Source organism: Pseudomonas sp. Z3-6, assembly GCF_051131985.1.
In the GTDB taxonomy this organism is placed as follows: domain Bacteria; phylum Pseudomonadota; class Gammaproteobacteria; order Pseudomonadales; family Pseudomonadaceae; genus Aquipseudomonas; species Aquipseudomonas zanjanensis.
The window spans coordinates 1034627-1054141 of the sequence record NZ_CP071644.1 but is presented as its reverse complement, the minus strand read 5'-3'; the positions used below and the strand labels follow the sequence as shown (position 1 = coordinate 1054141).

Here is a 19515-nt window from a genome sequence, read left to right as displayed (position 1 = left end):
AGCAGCCCCAAAAGCAGCGACTCGATCACCTGATGCACCGAGGTCTCAGGTTGGGGGCCGCTTCGCGACCCAGCGGGAGCAAGCTCCCTCGCCACAGGTTCGGCGTTCGCCTTCGCAGCTCTTCTAGCCTTCCGCCACCGGCACCCGTTCGTCCAGCACTCGATTGGCCAGTAATGCACACAGTTCAATCAGCTGCTGTACCCCCAAGGCGACATGCCGTCGCGAGCCTTCAAGTTCGAAGGCCAGGTCGCTGATCGTGGCATTGGCGGAGGCCAGGGTTTCGCTGAGGTTGGTGAGGAGGCACTCGGTGTCGATGCCGTCCACTACAGTGAATAGCTGGTTTGAGGTGGGTTTCTTTTTGGCTTCGGGTTTTGGGCCGAGGTAATAGTCGAGGGCGCGTTTGGCGGCGTCATCGAGCCCTTTCGTGTTATGGCTGGAGTCAGGAGAAGCGTTATTGGTTTCTGAAGGTGGTAGTGGTTTGTCACTCATTGCGGTACTCCAAAGAGGAAATGGATTACCAAGTTTTCGGGCCGCGACGCCCGGACGCTGAATTGGCAGCGACGGGGAAAGGTTAGCCAGGGTTCTTCCCACCCGGCAACCGCCAGAACTCGTCGGAAAATTCTTTTTGAATCAGAATTTTGTCCGACCATTCCCACAAAGCTTGGTCGGCTGTAAGGGCGGTGTGTATATCCGTTTCTGCGGTAACGGCTACTTAGGGTTCCGCCCTGACGGCGGGTCACTTTCGAAAAGCGCGAAAGTAACCAAAGCGCTCATGCCCCACCACTTGGCACCTCGCCTAGGCTCGGTGTGCCCTCACTCCGGCATTGCTCCGTGGGCCCGCCGCGAAGGGCCATCCATGGCCCAGCGCGGCTATCCCGGCATCCATGCCGGGATGCCCACTCCACAATGCCTGCGTTCGGCCATCGTGGTTAACGGGGCGCCGAGATCAACGTCCACCACGAGGCGGCCTAGTAGCCGACCTGATTTAGGGTGATCGCGTTTCTCCTGTGGGAGCGAGCCTGCTCGCGAAGGCGGTGGTTCAGTTAGATAGGAATTGGATTGGCTGTCGTCATCGCGAGCGAGCTCGCTCCCACACTGGGTCGGGGACGATCTACAGATTTGCGGCCACTGAAAATCCCTGTGGGAGCGAGCTTGCTCGCGATGGCAGTGGATCAGCTTGCATCAGCCTTGGATGTACCGCCGTCTTCGCGAGCAGGCTCGCTCCCACAATGGGATCGGAGTACGACCAGGAGAACCAGGTCGGCTACTAGGCCGCCTCGGGGCGGACGTTGATCTCAAGCGCCCCGTTAACCACGATGGCCGAACGCAGGCATTGATCCGTGGGCATCCCGGCATGGATGCCGGGATAGCCGCGCTGGGCCATGGATGGCCCTTCGCGGCGGCCCACGGAGCAATGCCGGAGTGAGGGCATGCCGAGCCTAGGCGAGGCACCGAGTGGTGGGGCAAAGCCTTTTTGGTTACTTTTTTGGCGTCTGAAAAAAGTGACCCGCCGTAAGGGCGGAACCCTAAGTGGCCGTTACCGCAGGAATGGATATGTACTCGGTCAACAACCCTGGCCAGTTATCAAACCGCCTTCGCGAGCAGGCTCGCTCCCACAATTTGGATCGGATTATAAAACCTTACAACCGCCCCGCCGGCGCATAAGGCACAGGATCAATCACCGGCTCACGCCCCAACATCAAATCCGTAAACAACTGACACGACGCCGGCGCCAACACCAACCCATTGCGATAATGCCCACAGTTCAGCCAAAGCCCCGCAATCCCCGGCACCTCGCCGATATAGGGAATACCTTCAGGCGACCCAGGCCGCAGCCCAGCCCAATGCCCCACCACCTCGGCACCCGCCAACGCCGGAATCAGCTGCTGCGCCGAAGCCTTCAGGCTCTCCAACGCAACCTCGGTCGGGGTCTTGTCGAAGCCTTCACGCTCCAGCGTACTGCCCACCAGAATATGCCCATCACGCCTCGGGATCGCATAACGCCCCTTGGCCAGAACCATGCTCGACAGAAAATCCGACGCGCACTTGTACAAAATCATCTGGCCCTTGACCGGCTCGACCGGCAACTTCAAGCCCAAGCTCTTGAGCAACTCGCCACTCCAGGCACCGGCGGCCAGCACCACCTCATCGCCATGAATTTCACCGGCAGAACTGTGCACGCCCGCCACACGCCCACCGTCGCGAATGAACCCGCTGACTTCGCAATGCTCATGCAGCGTGACGTTCGGCATCGCCAGCAACGCAGCCTTGAGGGACTTCACCAACCGGGGATTACGCACGTTGGCCACGTCAGCCATGTAGATCGCCCGGGAAAAACCCGCGCCCAGCACCGGCACCGCATCATGAACCGCCGAGATATCCACAGCCCGTAGCGGGCGCCCTTCCCGCTTGGCCCAGGCCAGCGCTTCGTCCTGGTCGTCCAGATCCAGCCAATAAAGCCCGGTCACATGCACTTGCGGGTCGATCCCGGTGGCCGCGAACAGACGCTCCCCCAACTGTGGATAAAAATCCTGTGACCAATGGGCCAGCGCCGTGACCGCCGGGCTATAGCGCCACGGGTACAACGGCGAAACGATACCGCCACCGGCCCAGGACGATTCCTGGCCGACATTGGAACGGTCCAGCAGCACCACACGTTGCCCTGCGGACGCCAGATTGAACGCCGTCAGCAGGCCGATGACTCCGCCACCGACAATCACCACTTGCTGTTGCCTGGTCATGTTCTGATTCGACTCACAAAACAAAGGGCGCAAAGCGCGCCCGGATAAAAGAAACTCAGCGCCCCCAACAATCCTTGGCAGTCACCCCAGTAGCATTTTCCACGCTGCGTACGCCGGTATTGGTGATTTTGAAGTCACCGCATTTGTCCGTCGCCATGGACGAGCCGCTCTTGCGCACGGCGGTCAGGGTGAAGCTCTGGTCCGTTGGTACCAAGTTAATGGTGTAGAAATCGTTGCCGCTGCTCAGACCAGTCGCATCGGTGTAGCGGTTGTTCTTCGAATAGTAGCGCTCAAGAATTTGCGCCTGCTCCGACAAGAGCCCGGCAATCTCGGCCCGTCGCCCCTTCTTCATATACTCGGTCAGGCTCGGATAGCCGACGGTGATCACGATACCGATGATCGCGATCACGATCATGATTTCGATCAAGGTGAAACCGCGGTTGGATCTGCGCATGCCTTGCTCCCTCATTGTATTTGCCGCCACATGATACGGCGGCTGCCGCCGACGGTTTTGCCCAGCAGGTCGGTGATACCACCACCGGAGTCGTTCACGATCATATTGGTGGCCCCGTTGGCACTGACGACGGCGCTCAATGTCGGGATGCCGCCCGTGAACACCACACCAGCGGAAATGGTATCGAGGCTGGTGAGCGAACCATCGTTGTTGGTATCGAGTACCGCATAGTTGAGCATCTTACCGTTGAACGCATCCAATTCGATCAGTTTGCCGGTGCCGAAGCTGGCGCAAGGGTCAGTGGTGTCCACGGCGGCCGTGGTAAAGACCACACGCCCGAGCACCAGGCTGGCCGGGTTGATGACTCGCTCCCCGGTCAGCACGTTGTTGTACACCAAGGGCAGGTACCAGCCCTTTTGCGCAGGATACGTCACGTCGCTCTGGCTGGTGGTGACGAACTGCCCGGTGCTGCCGGAAAACACCCCGGTGATCGACTGGGCCTGCAGGCTCGACACGGTAATTTGCCCCGCGCCGCCCGTGGCGTCCCAGATCGAATAGAACGCCTGCAAATCCTTGTTGAGCTTGTCGGCTGCTTCGTTGAACTTGCCGGTTCCAAAAAACACCTGGGTGCCGCCCTGGGGATTGTCGGCCAGCAGAGGTTGCACAGTGATCGGCTGGGTCGCGCCGCCGGGGGCGGTGAACAACGGTTGCCCAGCAAACGCCAGGCCCCACGCGGTGGGTGAAGTGCCGCTGAGGTCAAACTTCCACATCCGTCCCTTCAAGTCACCACCGTAGGCGGCCTGCACTATATTCTGCGAGTTGACCCGCAGCTTGACCGACGACAGGCCGTTATCGGTTTCGCTGCTGTTGATGACGATTTTGCGGATCAGCGAACCATCGCGGATATCCACCACGTACAACGCCGCCACACCCGTATTGCTGCCGTAGCCATTGGCGATGAACGCCGCCCAACGACCGTCCGCCAGGCGTGCGACTTCGGGGCGCGCGTAGGCATAGCCCAAGTCATTGAAGGCATTGGCCGTGTTGGCGACGGTTGGCGCACTGATTTGCCACAACGCCCGATACGCATTGCCGGCCGCCGCATCGAACAGTTGGACCGCATAGAACACCTTGCCCCCAGCCCCGGTGCCGCCCACGGCCACGGTCTTCCAGGCGCTCCCCGATTGCACGTCGAATACGCCGATCTGTCCATCCACGAGGAATTTGTGGCTCACGCCGTTGATGTAGTTGACGTCGGCAATGTCCTGCAACGAGGGCAGCACGTTCGAAGGCATGTAGGCGTAACGCCGCGTGCCGTTTGCGCTGTTGATGACACTAAAGAAACCCTCGTTGCCATTCACCACCAGGCTGGTGCTCATGTTTGTCGCCTTGGTCGCCAGGTAGGCGCTGTAGCTGGTGTCGTTGAGCAGGTCCGCAGCGGTCTGGTCATTGGGCGATGCCAGCACCAACGGCGAATTGATGATATCGCCCAATAACGCGCTGCGCACCTTCAGGCCGGTCTTGTTGACGCCCTTGCTCCACTCCACCAAGTCATTGCCGGTAATCCCCGTGGGCAGGTTCTGGCTGAGGCTGGTTTGCTGGGCCGGCGAAAAATTGCCGTAGGCCAGGGTCACCGGCACGTTGGTCGCGCTGTTCCAGGATTGATAGATCGGTGCCGTGGCGCCGGGCACGATGGCGGTGTCGGTGGTCCATTGCACCGCTGCCGTATTGACCGTGCCCGCCGAGGTGAAGCCGAACGCACGGATGGTCCCACGCCAGTCCTTGGGGTCATAGGTGGTCTGGTAGTAGCTGGAGGTGCTGGACAACGTGGCGGCGTTGGTGGTGCCACCGCCCCCGGAACCGGCCTTCGACGTGATGTCGCTCAAGGCCGACGACAGCGCCGAATTCAGGCCTTCGCTGTCGCTCGCCGGATAATACTTGCCCGCCCCGTAACGGGCTGCGTCGGACAACATCTGGTTGGTGACGGCAAATCCTACGGTATAGGTATTGAGATACTGCCGAGGAAAATCCACGCTGTTCCAGCTCTTGCCGGTGGCGTCGGTGCCGGTGGAGCGCATGTCAATGTCGAAGGCGAACTTGGCGATGTCGTCCAGGTAAAGCGTGTCGCCCTCGGCGTTGCCAAAGGGGTCGGCGCCATCGTTGCTGCTGATGCCGTCCCAGTTCGGCAGCCGGGAAAGGCCCAGCGGGTCGTTGGTAGGAAACGTCCGGTCATAGGTGGGCAAGCCGTCGGTGACCACCACGCCGAAATTTTTCTGGCAACGGTACTGGATCGGGCTGGTGTAGGTGGTGGGCGTTCCATTGTAATAAGGCGCCATGCCCCTGAAGTAGCGGGTGACTTCGTAATAGCTCTCGGCCAAGGGGGTATTCGCAACCGCGCCCAGTCCATTGATGGCATTGATCAGGGCGCTGTAGTTGGCGTTGGCCTGGGTTTGGGTCACGCTGCCAGTGACCGGCGACAGGTCGCTGATGGCGCGAGCGATGTACCCGCCGGGGCCGGAGTTGCTGTAATTAGGTGGGTTGAAGGTAGCAAGTCCAATACGCAGGGCGCGGTTATTGGCGACCAAGTCATTGGAGACATCCCGCGCCACGTTGATTCGATAATCCGTGGGGATCGTACCTGTGGTGAAGTCGCGGCTCGAGCCGTTGGCCAGTGTCACCAGATACGCCAAGTATTTGCCGGTGTAACGGGTATCGCCGCCTCCCACAGGATCTGGCAAGCGCAGACAGATCCGGCCGATACTGGGTCGATAGAAACCGTACCAGCCAGACGAGCAGCCGCCACGCAACAGGCTCAGCAACAGGATATTCGAGTCGTCCAGGTCCAGCTCATATCTGTCGTTGCAGTTGTTACTGGCGTTGCATGCGTAAGTGCGTGTTTGAGTCGCTGCCGGATCGAACCCCGCCGCCCAAATGATGTTGTTCATGCTCCCCGAGTCATCGATCAGCAGCATCACGTTCGGCGTGACGGCGGCCGCACTCAGCAAGGGCGAGTCCGAAGGCGTGAACCCATAGACCGGGGCCGCCAGGTAAAGGCCCAGCAACGCCCCCCACAACGCCTGCCACCTGCCGCGAAGCACCTTAGTATTTCGCATAGATGCTCTCCACCACGCTGCGCTGGTTATTGCCCACCACCGCTACCGCCGTGATCCGGTACAGCGTCGCCGACGTATTGACCGGCACATTGACCGCCGTGAGCGTCGTGCCGATGTTCTGCACGCCATAAAACCCTCCGGCGGCGGCAACCCAGAGCACCCCCGACGACGAATTGCGCCCCGCTCCCGTCAACGTCGCCGACTCGGCCGGTGGCGCGCACTGGGTCGCAGTGGTGCACATCGGCAATGAATACGTTTCGACCTGCACCGCGCTTTCCCCGACCCTCAGCGCCGCCTCGGCCATCTGGAAGGACTGGTTGCGCTGCATGACGCTGCTGGTCATTTTTTCCTGGAGGGTGGCGCTCTGCATCGACGACAACCCGATCAACGTCAGCAGCAACAGGAAGACCAGGCTGACCAGCAAGGCCATGCCACGTTGGCGATGCATGTGCCCCATCGAAGTCATCTCCTTCATAGCAGCCGGTTGCGCAAGGCGGCAACCACATTGAAGGTCTGCTCGCGCACCGTGTCCCTCGGATCAAAGAGCGTCAGGCTCAGGCGTACGCTGCGGATCAGCGCCGGGTCAGCCGGGTTGCTGGTGTAGCTCGACGCCGCGATGTCCGTCGCGCTGCCAGCCACGCCAAACATCACGTCGAACGCCCGCACGTGGTCCACCAGCACGTACAGGGTCGGATTGCCGGTGCCGCTGCCCAGCATCAATTGGTTGTTATTGAAGCTGTAGATCAGTCGGCGAATCGGAAACGCCATCTGCCCCGTCGCTGGTAGCCGCGCATTGGAATAGGCCGTCGCCGAGGTACGGCAATCGGAGACGACGGTCCAGGTTGGATCGCTACCGCCATTGCCTATGTCAGCGGTGACCAGGGTCAACCTCCGGTTGGCGTTATCCCAACGGATTGGCGTGGTCTGGCTGACAGCGAAACTGTTATCCGTTGAGGCATCGATGATGGTCGCCAAGCAACCGAACATCCCCACCATGCGAATTTCCTGGACCATTTTGCTCAAGGCAAACCGCGCGTCCTCCTGCATCACCGCGGCGGCATTCTGACTGACGTAGGTGTTTTTGGCGGCAATGAAAATCTGCACGACACCCAGGATGACGATCAGGCTGAGCACCAGCGCGATCATCAACTCGATCAGGCCAAAACCGCGACTGTGCCGGTTCATGGCGGCGTCCCCACCGGGTCAACGGCGACGCGGCTGGTCAGGACAAAGCTGCGTCGCGCCTCGGCCGCATCGGTGGTGTTGGCGGCCCGGGCGTCATCCCAGGAAATGGTGATGGTGTAGACCCGCTGGTTCAGCGCAACGGTGCCAGTGGCCGTGGCGCCGCCGAAGGCGACGATATTGGTCTGGAAATCATAAAGGTCCTGGTCGCGGGCCACGTTGAGATTCGGCGAGCTGGGCGGCGTGATGGTGTAGTCGGCGGCGGAATTGGCGCGAATGCGGTCCAGCAGGTCGTAGGCAATGAAACTGGCCTGGCTGGTCATGCGCGAGCTGTCGGTGTATTTGAGCGCATTGAGCTGGATCATCGCCGCCCCGAGCAAGCCGACGCCGAGAATCAGCACCGCCACCAGCACCTCGATCAGGGTCATGCCCCCCTGCGTCCTTTTACTGCAACCCTTCATCCGCAACTTCCCAATACGATTCGTCCATTGAGGCAAACACTCAGCGTCCTGCTCTGCGCCCCGCGTACATAATTGAAACTCACCGGCGTGGCCGGTGCCGATAGCCCGCCCAAATTGTTGAAATCAATGTTGGTCACGTCTGAGGTTAGCGTCAGAGTCGCGCCGCTGCTCATTGCTGGAACAACCCGCAATATATTGGGCGACGAGCCAGTACTGTCATACACCGTCAGTTCGCCGCTCCAGGCGCTGCCCTCGGCGGTGGGGCGAATTCGCGTGGTGATACCACGGTCGATCGCCGTCATCCGGGCAAAGTTCAGCGCCCGGCGCAAGTCGTCGATATCGGTGTCGGCCTTGGTGCTCTGCAGCGACCCGGTAAATGACGGCACCGCCATGGTGATCAGGATCAGCAGCACGCCAAGGGCCACCAGCACCTCGATCAGCGTGAAACCTTTTGTACGAAGATCCATCGGTGCCCTCCGTTGCCGTCGGCTATACCTGCTTCTACACGCTAGAACAAACCACCGCCTTTGTGTGCGGTTGTTTCGGTTTGCGGCGCCAGGAGCGCGTCGTTTTCGGACTCCAGGGAGGAGACGTCATGTATCAACAGGGCTTCAGCCTGATCGAACTGCTCATGGGACTGGCAATTGCCGCAATTGTTCTGTCGTGGGCCAGCGCGGGCTACAAAGAGCTGATCGAGTCTATCGAACGCGAGGATACCGCGCAGTTGCTGATCAGCGGGTTACGCAGCGCACGCAGCGAAGCCATCGCGCGCAACCGGACGGTCGTGCTCAGGGCGATAGACAACGATTGGGGCCGAGGCTGGCGCATCACCCTGGATGACAAGGAGAAGACCGTGCTGATGGAGCGCCGCGCAAACGCCCGGGTGGTTGGTAACCAGCCGATGAGACGCAGGGTGAGGTTCGGCAGCCAGGGGGAAGCCCTGCACCCCAGCGGCTCATTCCAGGCAGGCAGGTTGCATGTCTGCGCCAAAAGCGAGGCGATCAGCCATCATCAAGTGATATTGGCGCCCTCCGGCCGCGTCCGCCTGGAAAGCGTCGCAGTCGAAGAGCCCCTGTGCCAGAAAGGACTTAAAGCAAGGAGCGGACGCGCAACTCTTTCGGCATCGAAAACGTGATGTTCTCCTCGCGACCGGCCAACTCATCGGCACCGGTGGCACCCCAGGCCTGCAATTGCTGGATCACGCCGCGCACCAGGACTTCCGGCGCGGACGCACCGGCGGTGATGCCGATGCGCTCGACGCCCTCGAACCAGCTGCGCTGCATGTCCTCGGCACCGTCGATCAGGTAGGCCGGGGTGGACATGCGCTCGGCCAGCTCGCGCAAGCGGTTGGAGTTGGAGCTGTTCGGGCTGCCGACCACCAGCACCACATCGCATTCGTTGGCCAGTTGCTTGACCGCATCCTGGCGGTTCTGGGTGGCGTAGCAGATGTCATCCTTGCGCGGGCCGCCGATGGCCGGGAAGCGCGCACGCAGGGCGTCGATCACGCGGCTGGTGTCGTCCATGGACAGGGTCGTCTGGGTCACGAAGGCCAGGCTCTCGGGGTTGCGTACCTGCAAGGCCGCAACGTCTTCCTCGTCTTCGACCAGGTAGATCGCACCGCCGTTGCTGGCATCGTATTGGCCCATGGTGCCTTCGACTTCCGGGTGGCCTTCATGGCCGATCAGGATGCATTCGCGACCGTCACGGCTGTAGCGCGCCACTTCGATGTGCACCTTGGTCACCAATGGGCACGTCGCGTCGAACACCTTCAGGCCACGGCCGGCGGCTTCGCTGCGCACGGCCTGGGAAACCCCGTGGGCGCTGAAGATCACGATGACGTCGTCCGGCACCTGATCCAGTTCCTCGACGAAAATCGCCCCGCGGCTGCGCAGGTCTTCGACGACGAATTTATTGTGGACCACTTCGTGGCGCACGTAGATCGGCGGTCCGAAGACTTCCAGGGCGCGGTTGACGATTTCGATCGCCCGGTCCACACCGGCGCAGAAGCCACGGGGGTTGGCGAGTTTGATTTGCATGCTGTGCCTCGTGTCTTGCGCGCAAGAATTGCCTGTTGATCGAACCAAGGGCTCGGAAAACAATGAAGATCCATGTGGGAGCGGGCTTGCTCGCGAAGAGGGCCTTACATTCAACATTAATGTTGGCTGACACTCCGCCTTCGCGAGCAAGCCCGCTCCCACACTAAACCGCATCCAGTCAGTTACAACGCCTTCACTTCGAGGATTTCCACCTCGAAGTTCAAGGTCTTGCCCGCCAGCGGATGGTTGAAGTCCACGGTCACCTGGGCGTCATCAAAAGCCTTCACCACGCCCGGCAATTCGGTATTGGCCGCGTCGTTGAAGATCACCAGCAGGCCCTCGGACAGCTCCATGTCCTGGAACTGGGAGCGTGGCATGGTCTGCACGTTTTGCGGGTTGGGCTGACCAAAGGCGTTTTCTGGTGGCACGACCATGGTGCGCTTGTCGCCGGCCTTGAAACCGAAGATCGCCGCTTCGAAGCCCGGCAGCAGGTTACCGTCACCGACCTTGAACACCGCCGGCGCCTTGTCGAAGGTGCTGTCGACGGTGTCGCCGTTTTCCAGGTGCAGGGCGAAGTGAAGCTTCACTTCGGTGTTTTGAGCGATACGCTGCTCAGTCATGGACGGCTTCTCCGGTTTTCTTGCTCTTGAACATATCCAGGGCGAGCATCACCGCGCCCACGCTGATGGCACTGTCGGCAAAGTTGAACGCCGGGAAATACCAGCGGTTCTGCCAATGCACCAGGATGAAATCGATGACGTGGCCCAGGGCGATGCGATCATAGAGATTGCCCAAGGCCCCACCGAGCACCAAGGCCAGCGCCACCGCCAGCCAAGTCTCATTGCGCCCCAGGCGCTTGAGCCAGACCACCAGCACGGCGCTGACCACAATGGCGATCAGGGCGAACAGCCAGCGCTGCCAGCCGGAGCTGTCGGCCAGGAAACTGAACGCCGCCCCGGTGTTGTAGGCCAGGGTCCAGCTGAAATAATCGGGAATGATCACGATCTGCTGGTACATCGTCAGCGAGTTCTCGAAGTGGTACTTGCTGGCCTGGTCGATGACCAGGACCAGCACGCTCAACCAGAGCCAGCCCAACCGCCCGAAGCGGCCCGCTGCGTTAGGCATAATGACGAACCTCGCCAGCACCACTGATGTTGTCCACGCAACGACCGCAGATTTCCGGATGCTCCGGGTTCACGCCGACGTCTTCACGGCAGTGCCAGCAGCGGGCGCACTTGGTGTGGTTCGACTTGACGATCTTCAGCTTCAGGCCGCTGACTTCAGTGGCCACCGCATCGGCCGGCGCCTGCACCAACGGCGCGACACTGGCGGTGGAGGTGATCAGCACGAAGCGCAGTTCGTTGCCCAGCTTCGCCAGGTCGGCGCCCAGGGCATCTTCGGCGTAGAGGGTCACTTCGGCCTGGAGGTTGCCGCCGACAGCCTTGGCTGCCCGCTGGATCTCCATTTCCTTGTTGACCGCAGCCTTGACTGCCATCACGCGATCCCAATACGCACGGTCCAGCTCGAAGCCTTGCGGCAGTTCGGTCAGGCCTTCGTACCAGGTGTTGAGCATCACCGAGTCGTTGCGCTCGCCTGGCAGGTACTGCCACAGCTCGTCGGCGGTGAACGCCAGGATCGGCGCGATCCAGCGCACCAGGGCCTCGCTGATGTGGAACAGCGCGGTCTGGCACGAACGACGGGCCTTGCTGTTGGCGCCGGTGGTGTACTGGCGGTCCTTGATGATGTCGAGGTAGAAACCACCCAGCTCCTGCACGCAGAAGTTGTGGATCTTGGAATAGACGTTCCAGAAGCGGTATTCGCCGTAGTGCTCCTGCAACTCGCGTTGCAGCAGCAAGGTACGGTCCACGGCCCAACGGTCCAGCGCGAGCATTTCCTCGGCCGGCAGCAGGTCGGTGGCCGGGTTGAAGCCGGTCAGGTTCGAAAGCAGGAAGCGCGCGGTGTTACGGATCCGCCGGTAGGCGTCCGCGCTGCGCTGCAGGATCTGCTCGGAAACGGCCATCTCGCCGGAATAGTCGGTGGACGCCACCCACAGGCGCATGATGTCGGCGCCCAGGGTGTCGTTGACCTTTTGCGGCGCGATCACGTTGCCCAGGGACTTGGACATCTTGCGGCCAGACTCATCGACGGTGAAGCCGTGGGTCAGCAACTCGCGGTACGGCGCGTGATTGTCGATGGCGCAACCGGTCAGCAAGGACGAGTGGAACCAGCCACGGTGTTGGTCCGAGCCTTCCAGGTACAGGTCGGCGCGTGGGCCGGTCTCGTGGCCCATCGGGTGCGAACCGCGCAGCACGTGCCAGTGGGTGGTGCCGGAGTCGAACCAGACGTCCAGGGTGTCGCTGATCTTGTCGTACAGCGGTGCTTCGTCGCCCAGCAGCTCGGCGGCATCCATCTTGAACCAGGCCTCGATGCCTTCGGCTTCGACACGCTTGGCCACCGCTTCCATCAGTTCGACGGTGCGCGGGTGCAACTCGCCGCTTTCCTTGTTCAGGAAGAACGGGATCGGCACGCCCCAGTTACGCTGGCGGGAGATGCACCAGTCCGGACGGTTGGCGATCATCGAGTGCAGGCGTGCCTGGCCCCAGGCCGGAACGAACTGGGTCTCTTCGATAGCCTTGAGCGAACGCTGACGCAAGGTGTCGCCGCTGGTGGGCTGCTTGTCCATGCCGATGAACCACTGCGCGGTGGCGCGGTAGATCAGCGGGGTCTTGTGGCGCCAGCAGTGCATGTAGCTGTGTTCGATGACGGTGGTGTGCAGCAGCGCACCCACTTCGGTCAGCTTGTCGACGATGGCCGGGTTGGCTTTCCAGATGAACTGGCCGCCAAAGAACTCCAGCGATGGCGCGTACACGCCATTGCTCTGCACCGGGTTGAGGATGTCGTCGTTGACCATGCCGTATTTCTTGCAGGTCACGAAGTCGTCGACGCCATAGGCCGGCGCGGAGTGAACCACGCCAGTGCCCGCGCCCAACTCCACGTAGTCGGCCAGGTACACTGGCGACAGGCGGTCATAGAACGGATGGCGGAAATTGATCAGCTCCAGCGCCGAACCCGGGGCGGTGGCGATCACCGAACCTTCGAGGTTGTAGCGGGCCAGGCAGGCTTCGACCAGTTCTTCGGCCAGCACCAGCAGCTTGTCGCCGACGTCGACCAAGGCGTAGTTGAATTCCGGGTGGACGTTCAGCGCCTGGTTGGCCGGGATGGTCCACGGGGTGGTGGTCCAGATCACGATCGATGCGGGCTTGGCCAGCTTGCCCAGGCCGAACGCGGCGGCGAGCTTGTCTTCATTGGCGATCGGGAACGCGACGTCGATGGTCGAGGACTTCTTGTTTTCGTACTCGACTTCCGCCTCGGCCAGGGCCGAACCGCAATCGAAGCACCAGTTCACCGGCTTGAGGCCCTTGAACACGAAGCCGCCCTCGACGATTTTCGCCAGGGCACGGATTTCACCGGCTTCGTTCTTGAAGTCCATGGTCTTGTACGGGTTGGCGAAGTCGCCCAGCACGCCGAGGCGGATGAATTCGGATTTCTGCCCTTCGATCTGCTCGGTGGCGTAGGCACGGCACAGCTCGCGGGTCTTGTCCGCGCCCAGGTTCTTGCCGTGGGTCACTTCGACCTTGTGCTCGATCGGCAGGCCATGGCAGTCCCAGCCCGGGACATACGGCGCATCAAAACCCGACAGGGTCTTGGAGCGGATGATCATGTCCTTGAGAATCTTGTTCAGCGCGTGACCGATGTGGATGGTGCCGTTGGCGTACGGAGGGCCGTCGTGCAGGACGAACTTCGGACGATCCTTGCCAATTTCGCGCAACTTTCCGTACAGGCCAATGCTGTCCCAACGCTGCAGAATCTGTGGTTCGCGCTGAGGCAGGCCGGCCTTCATTGGGAAGGCGGTGTCCGGAAGGTTTAGCGTGGCTTTATAGTCGGTCATTTAAGGCTCTTCATTAGCGATTGGCGCTGGTTGCGACAAGGGCACGGGCGGCGGCGATATCTGCATGGATCGCCGTCTTGAGCGCCTCCAGGGAGGCAAAACGCTGCTCTTCACGCAGCTTATGGTGGAAAACCACCGTCAAACGCCGGTCATACAGATCGCCGGCAAAATCCAGAACATGTACTTCAAGGTGGGCCTTGCCATCGCCCTGGACCGTGGGTCGCACGCCGATGTTGGCGACGCCGGGCCAGGTCTTGCCGTCGATCTCGACACTCACCAGGAACACCCCGGTCAGCGGCACACGACGGCGCTTGAGCTGCACGTTGGCCGTCGGCGTGCCCAGTTGGCGCGCCAGTTTCTGCCCGTGCAGGATCCGCCCGGCAATCCGGTACGGCCGGCCGAGCAAGCGCTCGGCCAATTCGAAGTCAGCCGCCGCCAAGGCATTGCGGACCTGGGTGCTGCTGACGCGCAAGCCATCCATCTCGACGGTCTGCGCCGCTTCGACGGTGAACCCCTGGGCGATACCGGCCTGTTGCAGGTAATCGAAATCCCCGGACCGGTCGCAACCGAAACGGAAATCATCGCCGACTTCCAGATGTTTCACATCGAGACCGTCCACCAGGATGGTCTCGACGAATTCGGCGGCGCTGAGTTTGCTCAGGCGCTGGTTGAAGGCCAGGCACAGGACCCGGTCGACGCCTTCGGCGGCCAGCAGTTGCAGCTTGTCCCGCAACCGGGCCAAACGGGCCGGGGCGGTGTCCGGGGCGAAAAACTCCCGTGGCTGCGGCTCGAAGATCACCACGCAGCTGGGCACGCCCAATTCCAGCGCACGCTCGCGCAGCCGCGCCAGGATAGCCTGGTGGCCACGGTGAACACCGTCAAAGTTGCCAATAGTGGCGACACAGCCCCGATGCTGGGGGCGCAGGTTGTGGAGGCCTCGAACCAGCTGCATAACGCGCTTCTTGCTCATAAAGTGGCCGATTATAACCACACCCGGCGGCCGACGACAGGCAACACCGCACCCCAAAGTGATCGAACCGACAAAACCACTGCCCGGCCCGGGATTATCGAGGGCCCGCCCTCAGCTCAAGGCCTTGCGGTTGAAGTCGCGCAGACGGAACCCCATCAGCAGCAACATGCCGAAATACGCCACCACGCCGGCCACCACCAGGGCGCCCAGGCGCAGGAAACGCTCGAGCATCTGCCCTTCGCCCCAGGCCGGCATGAAATGCATGGCCCCCAGCAACACCGCCGACATCACCGCCACGGCCACCAGCAGCTTGAGGCCGAACTTGGCCCAGCCCGGTTGTGGTTGATACATCTTCTGCTTGCGCAACTGATAGAACAGCAGCCCGGCGTTGAGGCAGGCACCGGCGCTGATCGCCAGGGCCAGGCCCGCGTGGGCCAATGGGCCGATGAGCAGCAGGTTGAACAGTTGCGTCATCACCAGGGTGAAAATGGCGATCTTCACCGGCGTGCGGATGTTCTGCTGGGCGTAGAACCCTGGGGCCAGCACCTTGATCACGATGATCCCGAGCAAGCCCACCGAGTAAGCGATCAGTGCCCGCTGAGTCATCAAGGCATCAAAGGCATTGAACTGACCGTACTGGAACAACGAGACGGTCAACGGTTCGGCGAGGATCCCCAGCGCCAGCGCACACGGCAGCACCAGCACGAAACACAGGCGCAGGCCCCAATCGAGGATCCGCGAATATTCGTGGCGGTCCTGGCTGGCGTAGGTCTTGGCCAGGGTTGGCAGCAGGATCGTGCCCAAGGCCACGCCCAGCACACCGGATGGTAATTCCATCAAGCGATCGGCGTAGTACATCCACGACACCGAGCCGGCCACCAGGAACGAGGCAAAGATGGTGTTGATGATCAAGGAAATCTGGCTCACCGACACCCCGAGGATCGCCGGCAGCATCTGCTTCATCACCCGCCACACGCCGCTGTCGCGCAGGTTCAGCCGCGGCAGCACCAGCATGCCGATCTTTTTCAGGTGTGGCAGTTGATACAACAGTTGCGCCAGGCCGCCGACCAGTACCGCCCAGCCCAGGGCCATTACCGGCGGATCGAAGTAAGGCGTCAGGAATACCGCGAACACGATCATGCTGACGTTGAGCAGGGTCGGCACAAAGGCCGGCACGGAAAAGCGGTTCCAGGTATTGAGGATCGCCCCGGCCAGGGACGACAGGGAAATCAGCAATATATAAGGAAAGGTCACCCGCAGCAGGTCAGCGGTGAGCTGGAATTTTTCCGGGGTATCGGTAAAGCCCGGCGCCGTGGCCCAGATCACCCAGGGCGCGGCGAGCATGCCGGCGGCCGTGACCAGCGCCAGCACCAAGGTCAGCAGGCCGGTGACGTAGGCAATGAATGTGCGAGTCGCCTCGTCGCCTTTCTGGCTTTTATATTCCGCCAGGATCGGCACGAAAGCCTGGGAGAACGCGCCTTCGGCGAAGATCCGCCGCAACAGGTTGGGCAGTTTGAAGGCGATGAAGAAGGCGTCGGTGGCCATCCCGGCGCCGAATATCCGTGCGATCAACGTATCGCGAACGAACCCCAGGACGCGGGAAAGCATCGTGATAGAGCTGACGGCGGCCAACGATTTGAGCAGATTCATGAAAAGAGTTTTTGCCTGTCGATAAACAGCAGGCGAACAACGCGCCCACTTGTGCGATACTCCGCGCCGCTAAACAGTGCAGAGCCAAAGCCCGCGAGTTTACAGGTCGCACGCCGGAAAGAAATCCTTCGGTGCGCAGCACCTGCCATTCAGCGGAACGCGTCACCCGCCCTTGACAAGACTTCAACTCATCGGCATGATTCGCGGCCTATTTTGTTTGCTATTTCCCAAAAAGTCTTTCGAGGAGCTCGACGGTGGCCAACACACCTTCCGCCAAAAAACGTGCAAAACAGGCTGAGAAGCGTCGCAGCCACAACGCCAGCCTGCGTTCCATGGTCCGTACCTACATCAAGAACGTAGTCAAGGCCATCGACGCAAAAGACGCTGAAAAAGCTCAAGCTGCTTACGTTCTGGCTGTGCCAGTTATCGACCGCATGGCCGATAAAGGCATCATCCACAAGAACAAGGCTGCTCGCCATAAGAGCCGCCTGAATGGCCACGTAAAGGCCCTGAACGTTGCCGCTGCTGCCTAAGCGACGCGCTCATTAAAAAACCGACCTCAGGGTCGGTTTTTTATTGCCTGCGATTTGCCCCCCCCAACCAGAGCAGCCCCTCCCCTTGTGGGAGCGAGCTTGCTCGCGATGGCGGCGGGTCAGTCAATGGAGAGGGTGACGGTATCGCCGTCTTCGCGAGCAGGCTCGCTCCCACACTGGATCTGCAGCGGGCATACATTTTCCACTCACCACAACCTCCCTGTGGGAGCGGGCTTGCTCGCGAAAGCGATGGGTCAGCTAGCAGGGATATTGACTGTGCAGCCGCCTTCGCGAGCAAGCTCCCACATTGATCAGGGAAATCAGAATCCCTACTCGCCGAAATTGAACACCACCGGCTTCGGCGGAGGGCAACCTCCTGGTGGCGGGAAGTTCTGTGCGCCCGCCTCGTCGTAGCCGGTGTAGCAGCCCACGATCTTGTCATCCTTGAAGGTCATGCGGCGCTCGACCACACCCGTCGGGTAGTAGTAGACCGTCTCGCCTTCGCGCCTGGCGTACGAATAGTCCTTGTATTCGCGCCCGTAGACCGTTATCAGCCGGAACCCCTGCCGAGCCTCGGAGGACTTCAACTGACCGCTGGGGTAGTACTCCTTGTGAGTCACACGATCATCAGGCCCCAGCAACACCTCCCGCACATTGCGCCCATCCTGGGTATAGCGGGCACTCTGCTCGTTACCAAACAGGTAGTCACTTTCGGAATCGAAGTGGCCGTTATTGAACGCCCCGCGCTGCTTGCCGCACAACTTGATGCGGGTGTACTTCCCATCCGGCACATGGCAATAGTTGCGGTCCGCGATCAACACCCCATTCGCGTCGAATGACTGCACATTGCCAATGGGCTCATCCTTTTCGTACGTTGCCACCGTATCGGGCTGGCCATTGGGATGGTAGAGACGAAAGGCGCCCTCTCGCGAACCGTAACGCCAGGAGATATCCGACAGCAGCACGGCACCGTCGTCCGTGTAGGTCAGCGCCCGCCCTTCGATCTGACCATTGGCGTAGTGGGCCGAATAGGTGAGCTTGCCATTCGCCGCATAGGTCTCTTTCAACCCATCCAACACACCCGCCCGGTAGTGCTCGACCCGCCGCAACACCCCCGCAGCATCCACTTCTCGCAACTCGCCGTGCCTCTTGTCGGCAACAAAATCCACGGTCTGGACGCCACCGCCCTCCACCTTCAATGTCCAACGCCCCTCCCGGACGCCTTGCACGTAACGCCCCTCGCCCCACGGCATTTTCCAATCCCCGTGCTGTATGCCCGCCACGAAATCGCCGCGCTGGATCACCTCGCCATGACGCACACGCTCGGAAGGCCCGTCAAAATCACCGTGCTTGTAAGTATCGAAGCCCGACATCAGCACCTCATCGTCGTACCCCTCGATCGTCCAGCGCCCCTCGTAGAAGTCATCGACGATCATGCCTTTGGAAACCGTCCCCCTATCACTAATAACCCACGGCCCCTGGCGCACCCCATCTACATAGGCGCCGGTAGACTCGTCGCCTGACGGGCCAAACTCCTTCCACTGACCCGATTTCTTGCCCTGGGCATACGAACCCAGCGCCCAGAGCTGCCTATCCCCCACGATCGCTCCCACCCCATCCTCAGAGCCTCGGTACAGCTCCGGACGGGTTTCCCAAGCCATCCGGCTGACGCTATACGCAGCCCCCACATCCTCATCCCGAGGCGACACGCGCTCATACGTCAGCGTGAGCCAGCGCCCTTCGCGCTGCTGGAAGGTCTTTTTGTAGGTATCGCGATGAGGATCCTCCGCCGGCTGTCCCGCCGAGGCCGGGACACCATCGACACCGAAGTAGCCCACCAGCGTACCGTCAGCGGGATTGAGCGTGTCGAATTCAACGATACCGGTCACGGGCACCACGGCGCCGTAAGCGTAAGGCGGCAACGCGCCCAGGGCTTTTTGGACAATGGCGGCATTGAGGACCTTGCGATTGGCAGCGATACGATCCAGCACCGGCTGAAGCGTCTCGAGCCGGCGATACGTCCCGGCAGACGGCACGAACCGATAACCATGAAGGGCGTACTGCCCCTTCGCCCGGGACAGCACGACCAACGTCTGGAGATCACTGTCGAGGCTGGCATAGAACACCGACTCGACACTGGCATCGCCATACCGGTCGAGCACTTGCGGCGCGCCATCCGGCGAATCGCACAGGCATGAGTAGCCCACGACACCTTCCGCTTCGCGGATAAACGCCAGCGTCACCCCACTCTCCTGGGAGCTTTTTATCAGCGGATGGGCCAGGGGCTTGGCGTTATAAAACGGCTCGGCCAGGGCCCCGACGGAAACAGAACAACTCAATACAAACAGCAGCAAAAACGAACGCATACGAATCCCTTCGCGCCAAAAGCACAACAACATCCATGGACATTGAAAAAAACGAGCCGA

General features: G+C 61.2%; 18 protein-coding genes. 2 read left to right on the top strand and 16 right to left on the bottom strand.

The genetic code is table 11. The annotated features are described in order from the left end of the window. Window positions 1–123: 123 nt before the first annotated feature. The 9 genes from J3P88_RS04765 to J3P88_RS04725 all read right to left on the bottom strand — a co-directional run bounded on the left by J3P88_RS04765 (window position 124) and on the right by J3P88_RS04725 (window position 8418). Window positions 124–489 carry a DUF6124 family protein gene (locus J3P88_RS04765; protein ID WP_434574275.1) on the bottom strand — a complete coding sequence of 122 codons (366 nt, stop codon included), beginning with the start codon at window positions 487–489 and terminating at the stop codon, window positions 124–126. Window positions 490–1267: 778 nt separating this feature from the next. Then, window positions 1268–1432, bottom strand: coding sequence for a hypothetical protein (locus J3P88_RS04760; RefSeq protein WP_434576665.1), 165 nt, complete (start codon window positions 1430–1432; stop codon window positions 1268–1270). Window positions 1433–1640: 208 nt separating this feature from the next. Next, window positions 1641–2741, bottom strand: a complete 1101-nt coding sequence (thiO, locus tag J3P88_RS04755; protein ID WP_434574273.1) for a glycine oxidase ThiO — start codon at window positions 2739–2741, stop codon at window positions 1641–1643. A 55-nt stretch (window positions 2742–2796) separates the two neighbouring features. After that, entirely contained in the window at window positions 2797–3195 is a 399-nt protein-coding gene (locus J3P88_RS04750) for a type IV pilin protein (RefSeq protein ID WP_186709852.1), read from the bottom strand. An 11-nt stretch (window positions 3196–3206) separates the two neighbouring features. Then, on the bottom strand, window positions 3207–6308 hold the full coding sequence (locus J3P88_RS04745) for a pilus assembly protein (protein WP_434574271.1): 3102 nt from the start codon (window positions 6306–6308) through the stop codon (window positions 3207–3209). Then, a complete protein-coding gene (locus J3P88_RS04740; protein WP_434574269.1) occupies window positions 6295–6774 on the bottom strand; it encodes a pilus assembly PilX family protein in 480 nt (159 codons plus the stop codon). The genes J3P88_RS04745 and J3P88_RS04740 overlap by 14 nt, the downstream gene beginning before the upstream one ends. 5 nt (window positions 6775–6779) lie before the next feature. Beyond that, on the bottom strand, window positions 6780–7493 hold the full coding sequence (locus J3P88_RS04735) for a PilW family protein (RefSeq protein WP_434574267.1): 714 nt from the start codon (window positions 7491–7493) through the stop codon (window positions 6780–6782). Next, window positions 7490–7951, bottom strand: a complete 462-nt coding sequence (gene pilV, locus J3P88_RS04730; RefSeq protein ID WP_186709844.1) for a type IV pilus modification protein PilV — start codon at window positions 7949–7951, stop codon at window positions 7490–7492. The genes J3P88_RS04735 and pilV overlap by 4 nt, the downstream gene beginning before the upstream one ends. Beyond that, window positions 7948–8418: a GspH/FimT family pseudopilin gene (locus J3P88_RS04725; protein ID WP_186730515.1), complete on the bottom strand. Its 471-nt coding sequence runs from the start codon at window positions 8416–8418 to the stop codon at window positions 7948–7950. Before J3P88_RS04725 ends, pilV begins: the two co-directional genes overlap by 4 nt. Window positions 8419–8546: 128 nt before the next feature. Between J3P88_RS04725 and J3P88_RS04720 the strand changes: the two genes are divergently transcribed. Beyond that, complete coding sequence (locus tag J3P88_RS04720; protein WP_434574264.1) at window positions 8547–9086, top strand: GspH/FimT family pseudopilin; 540 nt, start codon at window positions 8547–8549, stop codon at window positions 9084–9086. On the opposite strand, the gene ispH is transcribed toward J3P88_RS04720, so the two are convergent. The 6 genes from ispH to murJ form a co-directional block, all read right to left on the bottom strand. Continuing rightward, on the bottom strand, window positions 9040–9987 hold the full coding sequence (gene ispH / locus J3P88_RS04715; protein WP_122564938.1) for a 4-hydroxy-3-methylbut-2-enyl diphosphate reductase: 948 nt from the start codon (window positions 9985–9987) through the stop codon (window positions 9040–9042). The genes J3P88_RS04720 and ispH overlap by 47 nt on opposite strands. 182 nt (window positions 9988–10169) lie before the next feature. Beyond that, window positions 10170–10607 (bottom strand): FKBP-type peptidyl-prolyl cis-trans isomerase, encoded by a 438-nt coding sequence (fkpB, locus tag J3P88_RS04710; RefSeq protein ID WP_434574262.1) that lies wholly within the window; start codon window positions 10605–10607, stop codon window positions 10170–10172. Further along, window positions 10600–11112, bottom strand: a complete 513-nt coding sequence (gene lspA, locus J3P88_RS04705) for a signal peptidase II (RefSeq protein WP_186709836.1) — start codon at window positions 11110–11112, stop codon at window positions 10600–10602. Before lspA ends, fkpB begins: the two co-directional genes overlap by 8 nt. Further along, a complete protein-coding gene (gene ileS / locus J3P88_RS04700; RefSeq protein ID WP_434574259.1) occupies window positions 11105–13936 on the bottom strand; it encodes an isoleucine--tRNA ligase in 2832 nt (943 codons plus the stop codon). The genes lspA and ileS overlap by 8 nt, the downstream gene beginning before the upstream one ends. A 13-nt stretch (window positions 13937–13949) precedes the next feature. Continuing rightward, window positions 13950–14888 carry a bifunctional riboflavin kinase/FAD synthetase gene (ribF, locus tag J3P88_RS04695; RefSeq protein WP_186709827.1) on the bottom strand — a complete coding sequence of 313 codons (939 nt, stop codon included), beginning with the start codon at window positions 14886–14888 and terminating at the stop codon, window positions 13950–13952. Window positions 14889–15017: 129 nt separating this feature from the next. After that, window positions 15018–16556, bottom strand: coding sequence for a murein biosynthesis integral membrane protein MurJ (gene murJ, locus J3P88_RS04690; RefSeq protein WP_434574257.1), 1539 nt, complete (start codon window positions 16554–16556; stop codon window positions 15018–15020). Between the two features lie 254 nt (window positions 16557–16810). On the opposite strand from murJ, the gene rpsT reads away from it, so the two are divergent. After that, entirely contained in the window at window positions 16811–17089 is a 279-nt protein-coding gene (gene rpsT, locus J3P88_RS04685) for a 30S ribosomal protein S20 (protein WP_003185593.1), read from the top strand. Between the two features lie 329 nt (window positions 17090–17418). On the opposite strand, the gene J3P88_RS04680 is transcribed toward rpsT, so the two are convergent. Next, window positions 17419–19455 carry a hypothetical protein gene (locus J3P88_RS04680; RefSeq protein WP_434574255.1) on the bottom strand — a complete coding sequence of 679 codons (2037 nt, stop codon included), beginning with the start codon at window positions 19453–19455 and terminating at the stop codon, window positions 17419–17421. Window positions 19456–19515: the final 60 nt, after the last annotated feature.

Coding starts and splice junctions, on each gene's coding strand:
- ribF (WP_186709827.1), bottom strand. CDS start 14,888: ATGCAGCTGGTTCGAGGCCTCCACAACCTGCGCCCCCAGCATCGGGGC.
- J3P88_RS04725 (WP_186730515.1), bottom strand. CDS start 8,418: ATGGATCTTCGTACAAAAGGTTTCACGCTGATCGAGGTGCTGGTGGCC.
- J3P88_RS04735 (WP_434574267.1), bottom strand. CDS start 7,493: ATGAACCGGCACAGTCGCGGTTTTGGCCTGATCGAGTTGATGATCGCG.
- J3P88_RS04680 (WP_434574255.1), bottom strand. CDS start 19,455: ATGCGTTCGTTTTTGCTGCTGTTTGTATTGAGTTGTTCTGTTTCCGTC.
- J3P88_RS04745 (WP_434574271.1), bottom strand. CDS start 6,308: ATGCGAAATACTAAGGTGCTTCGCGGCAGGTGGCAGGCGTTGTGGGGG.
- fkpB (WP_434574262.1), bottom strand. CDS start 10,607: ATGACTGAGCAGCGTATCGCTCAAAACACCGAAGTGAAGCTTCACTTC.
- ispH (WP_122564938.1), bottom strand. CDS start 9,987: ATGCAAATCAAACTCGCCAACCCCCGTGGCTTCTGCGCCGGTGTGGAC.
- J3P88_RS04720 (WP_434574264.1), top strand. CDS start 8,547: ATGTATCAACAGGGCTTCAGCCTGATCGAACTGCTCATGGGACTGGCA.
- pilV (WP_186709844.1), bottom strand. CDS start 7,951: ATGAAGGGTTGCAGTAAAAGGACGCAGGGGGGCATGACCCTGATCGAG.
- thiO (WP_434574273.1), bottom strand. CDS start 2,741: ATGACCAGGCAACAGCAAGTGGTGATTGTCGGTGGCGGAGTCATCGGC.
- J3P88_RS04740 (WP_434574269.1), bottom strand. CDS start 6,774: ATGACTTCGATGGGGCACATGCATCGCCAACGTGGCATGGCCTTGCTG.
- J3P88_RS04765 (WP_434574275.1), bottom strand. CDS start 489: ATGAGTGACAAACCACTACCACCTTCAGAAACCAATAACGCTTCTCCT.
- lspA (WP_186709836.1), bottom strand. CDS start 11,112: ATGCCTAACGCAGCGGGCCGCTTCGGGCGGTTGGGCTGGCTCTGGTTG.
- J3P88_RS04760 (WP_434576665.1), bottom strand. CDS start 1,432: ATGCCCTCACTCCGGCATTGCTCCGTGGGCCGCCGCGAAGGGCCATCC.
- ileS (WP_434574259.1), bottom strand. CDS start 13,936: ATGACCGACTATAAAGCCACGCTAAACCTTCCGGACACCGCCTTCCCA.
- murJ (WP_434574257.1), bottom strand. CDS start 16,556: ATGAATCTGCTCAAATCGTTGGCCGCCGTCAGCTCTATCACGATGCTT.
- J3P88_RS04750 (WP_186709852.1), bottom strand. CDS start 3,195: ATGCGCAGATCCAACCGCGGTTTCACCTTGATCGAAATCATGATCGTG.